The following is a 2,095-nucleotide window of genomic DNA, read 5'->3' as shown; positions in this document are numbered from 1 at the left end:
GGTGCATTCTAGATCGAAGTGCGAAAACCTAGCTTAAGTGAGGGTTCCACCCGGCGGAGGGTTGCGCATGGGCAGCTACACGCATCTGGATCTCGACGAACGCCGCAAGCTGTATCAGCTCACAAGCGCCGGTAGAAGTCCGCGCCAGGCCGCGGCCGAGCTCGGGCGCCACCCGTCCACGATCTACCGCGAGCTGAAGCGCAATAACCGGTTTGACGAGGAGCCGATGTTCCGCGGGTACTTTCCGCTGACTGCTCAATCGATGGCGGCTGGGCGACGGCTTAGGGGCGCGAAAATCAGCCGATCTCCCCAGCTCGCCAGCTACATCGTCGACCGGCTGGAAGCCGCCTGGTCGCCAGAGCAGATCGCCGGCTACCTTCGGCACCGTACCGCAGGCCCGCTGCGGGTGAGCCATGAGACGATCTACCAGTTCGTGTATGGGCCCGCCGGTCAGGCAGCCGAGCTAGCACGCCTGCTGCCCACCGGCAGGCGGAAACGACGACGTCGCTACGCTCGCAAGCCACGCGGCCTGAACATTCCACCCGCCCACACCATCGCGGCGCGACCGCCAGACATCGCTGAGCGGGCCGACTTCGGCCATTGGGAAGGCGACCTCATCGCGTTCAAGCTGCATCACGGCAAAGCCAACCTCACCTCGTTGGTTGAGCGCCGGAGCCGCTTCACCGTGCTGACGCCCAACAGCAGCCGTCACTCGGCCGGCATCATGGAAGGCATCGAGCGCCACCTCGGCACCCTTCCCCCTTCCCTCCGTCGCACCATCACGCTCGACCGGGGCACCGAGTTCGCCGGGTATCGGCGCCTACGGGAGAGCCTGGGCATGACCGCGTACTTCTGCCAACCGTCAGCGCCATGGCAAAAGGGCAGCGTGGAGAACAGCAACGGCAGAGTGCGACGCTTCCTGCCCTCAGACACGGACATCGCACAGGTACCGCGAGCCGAGCTCGAGCAGCTGGTTGACCGCCTCAATCGAACGCCACGCAAGTGCCTTGCCTATCGAACGCCGGGCGAGGTCCTGGCCGAGCAGGTCGCCCTCGTGCTTGAAGCGGAACCCTGACGCTCTGGCATGTCCGCAAGCGCGCATAGCCGGCATTGGCTGGGTACGCCGGCATTTTAGGCTAGGATCGAGTTTCGGGGATTATCGGGCGTTTTACCCTGCAAGAGCTATTGACCGTGTGTCACCTTAAGGTTACCGGTGTAACCCTTAGGTTACCTAAGGAGCGTGCACATGCGATCAGTCATTGCCGAACGGGCAGAGCGTTTGTCGAAGCATCGAGCATTAGCCGCAATCATCATGGGCACCGCTTTAGCGGCAACTCAGACACAGCGAATGGATGCAAGCGGTGCAGGCCCGATCACCTGGATAGTCACTGGCCTCATCGTTGCCATCTTCCTCATTTGGGCGAGCGGCATTTTCCGTAACACGGCCCTACGTGGCATTCTGAACGATGAAGGAAGTGACGTCAGCAGAAGGCGGTCTTTGATGATCGGCTTTTGGAATATGCTGGCAACAGCCGTGGTCTGCTACGTTCTGACGTACGTGAAGGATTATGGGCCGCGAGATGCCATACAGATAATCATGTCGGTGGGCATCTGTTCGGCTTTAATAAGCTTTGGGGTGGCGGAACGCGTTTCCGCGCATCAGTGACCGAGCGGCTACTGAACGGGCTTCGCGCGGAGCGGGAGCGACTAAGCCTGACCCAAGCCGATCTCGCAGAGCGCGTCGGAGTCTCACGTAAAACAATCAACACAATCGAAAACCTAGTTTTCTCACCGTCGGCGCTGCTGGCGCTCAGAATTGCTCGTGAGCTCGACAGACGAGTGGAGGACCTGTTTTGGATAAGTGTTGAGGATTAGGAGCACGCTTCCATTGGAACCCGCAACGGGAAGGCTATTTGGGCGATCGCACGAAATATCGTCGGCCACCGGCGTGACCGAGCCCGCTGCTCGCGCAGCGGGTCCGAGGGCGCAAGAACGGAGATGGCGGCGCCTCAGCGGGGGCAGCGCTGCGCTGCTTGGGAGGCTACACGCTGCCCCCGCTGCCACGAGGCGTGTCGCACTTCGGCTTGAAACCGCA

Annotated in this window: 3 protein-coding genes; all 3 read left to right on the top strand. The window is 61.7% G+C overall.

The genetic code is table 11. The annotated features are described in order from the left end of the window. Positions 1-67 precede the first annotated feature (67 nt). The 3 genes from J2Y58_RS20830 to J2Y58_RS20820 all read left to right on the top strand — a co-directional run bounded on the left by J2Y58_RS20830 (position 68) and on the right by J2Y58_RS20820 (position 1,875). Positions 68-1,075 carry an IS30 family transposase gene (locus tag J2Y58_RS20830; protein ID WP_310107395.1) on the top strand — a complete coding sequence of 336 codons (1,008 nt, stop codon included), beginning with the start codon at positions 68-70 and terminating at the stop codon, positions 1,073-1,075. A gap of 171 nt (positions 1,076-1,246) precedes the next feature. After that, entirely contained in the window at positions 1,247-1,666 is a 420-nt protein-coding gene (locus tag J2Y58_RS20825) for a hypothetical protein (protein ID WP_310107394.1), read from the top strand. Further along, on the top strand, positions 1,663-1,875 hold the full coding sequence (locus J2Y58_RS20820) for a helix-turn-helix transcriptional regulator (RefSeq protein ID WP_310107391.1): 213 nt from the start codon (positions 1,663-1,665) through the stop codon (positions 1,873-1,875). Before J2Y58_RS20825 ends, J2Y58_RS20820 begins: the two co-directional genes overlap by 4 nt. The last annotated feature ends 220 nt before the right edge of the window (positions 1,876-2,095 follow it).

This window comes from Sphingomonas sp. BE138 (genome assembly GCF_031456125.1).
Classification (GTDB): Bacteria; Pseudomonadota; Alphaproteobacteria; order Sphingomonadales; family Sphingomonadaceae; genus Sphingomonas.
Note: the sequence above shows the minus strand (reverse complement) of the source record. Positions and strands in the feature narration are given on the sequence as shown.

Bases quoted from the DNA above. Each gene is read 5' to 3' on its own strand.
- J2Y58_RS20830 (WP_310107395.1), top strand. From the start codon at position 68: ATGGGCAGCTACACGCATCTGGATCTCGACGAACGCCGCAAGCTGTAT.
- J2Y58_RS20825 (WP_310107394.1), top strand. From the start codon at position 1,247: ATGCGATCAGTCATTGCCGAACGGGCAGAGCGTTTGTCGAAGCATCGA.